This window comes from Streptomyces europaeiscabiei (genome assembly GCF_001550375.1).
In the GTDB taxonomy this organism is placed as follows: domain Bacteria; phylum Actinomycetota; class Actinomycetes; order Streptomycetales; family Streptomycetaceae; genus Streptomyces; species Streptomyces europaeiscabiei.
The window spans coordinates 1-1,831 of sequence record NZ_LRTR01000385.1; the positions used below are offsets into that span (position 1 = coordinate 1).

At 71.5% G+C, this 1,831-nt stretch carries 1 protein-coding gene; it reads left to right on the forward strand.

Going from position 1 to position 1,831, the window contains the following annotated elements:
- Positions 1-1,674: TIGR03767 family metallophosphoesterase (locus AWZ10_RS18115; RefSeq protein WP_060891578.1), on the forward strand; the 1,674-nt coding region annotated here is incomplete at its 5' end.
- Positions 1,675-1,831: the final 157 nt, after the last annotated feature.

The following is a 1,831-nucleotide window of genomic DNA, read 5'->3' on the forward strand; positions in this document are numbered from 1 at the left end:
CTGCGGCCGGAGACCGACGCCCACGCCGCCACCGCCGCCGACCGGGCCGCGGCCACCGAGGTCCCCCTGGCGAACCTCTCGAACAGAGCGGCCCCGGCCGCGCCCCTCGCCCCGTACACACGAGGCACGACCCTCGCCTCGGTGGCCACCCCGAGGGGCGCCTCCGGCTACCGTCGCCTCGGCGCCGGCCCGGCCTGGGCGCGGGTCGTACGCGGCGACCTGGCGACCCCCAAGTCCGGCCGTGAGAAGCGCCGGACGGCGCTGGCGTCCTTCGTGCAGTTCACCGACCTGCACGTGGTGGACGTCCAGCACCCGCTGCGCTACGAGTACCTGCGCTCCCAGACCGCGAGCGCCTGGCGTCCACAGGAGGCGCTGTCCGTGGCCGGCGCGGTCTCGCTCGTCGAGCGGGTGAACGCGCTGCGGGGAGCCCCGGTGACCGGCTCCCCCCTCCACTTCGTCATGACGACCGGCGACAACACCGACAACAACTCCAAAACGGAACTGGACTGGTTCCTGAAGGTGATGAGCGGCGGCCGTGTCACCCCCAACTCCGGTGACCCGCGCCGCTACGAGGGCGTCCAGGACAGCGGCCTCAAGCTCTACTGGCAGCCGGACGCGGCCCTGCGCGACGCCGACAAGCAGCTCGGCTTCCCCCGCCTGAACGGCTTCCTGGCCGCCGCGATCCGAGAGGTCAACAGCCCCGGACTGAACGTCCCCTGGTACTCCACGGTCGGCAACCACGACTCCCTCCCCGGCGGCTGCTACGCCCCCGGGGACTCCTACTTCGCCGACTTCGCGGTCGGCGGCAGGAAGCTGATGACGCTGGACGAGCGGGTCGGCAAGGCCCTCTGGGACAACGTCAAGAGCGGCGGCGACCCCCGGGGCGCCGAGTGGAAGGCCATCCTCAAGGCCCAGGCGAAGAAGATGCGGTCGGTCACCCCGGACGAGGGCCGCGCCCCCTTCACCCCGCGGGAGTACCTGAAGGCCCACCTGGACCCGGCCCACACGGGCCCCGGCCCGGTCGGCCACGGCTACTCGCAGGCCAACCTGGACGCCCGCACCCAGTACTACGCCTTCCGCGTCGCCGACGACGTCATCGGCATCAGCCTCGACTCCACCGACCCCGGCGGCCACTACGAGGGCTCACTCGGCACGGCCCAACTCAAGTGGCTGGAGCGTACGTTGAAAGAGGCGGCCAAGAGCGGTTCGTACGCCGTCGTCTTCAGCCACCACACCAGCGCGTCGATGCGGAACCTCCGCAAGGACCCCTCCCGCCCCGGCGAGGCCCGCCACGGAGGTGACGAGGTGCTGTCCCTGCTCGGCCGCCAGCGCAACGTTCTGGCCTGGGTGAACGGCCACAGCCACCGCAACCGCATCACCCCGCACGGGTCCGCGAGCGGGGGCTCCTTCTGGGAGATCTCCACGGCCTCCCACATCGACTTCCCCCAACTCGCCCGCGTCATCGAGCTGGTGGACAACAAGGACGGCACGATCTCCCTCTTCACCACCCTGATCGAATCGGCCGCCCCGCACTCCACCGACTTCACGGACCTCTCGCAGACCGGCCTCGCCGCCCTCTACCGCGAGCTGTCCTACAACGCCCCGGGCCGCCGCGACACGCTCACCGGCACGCCCGGCGACCGCAACGCGGAGCTCGTCCTGCGGAAGGGCTAGAAACGGCTCAACCGAATCGCCCCGCTCAACCCCGGCGCGTACCGCCCATGTCCCCCTGCCCGACCGGCCGTTCTCGGAGTCGCCGAGAATGTCGGGCGAAGGGGGAGATCGACATGTCAGTACGCGCGGGCCGACGTACGGCCCTGATGGCCGCCAC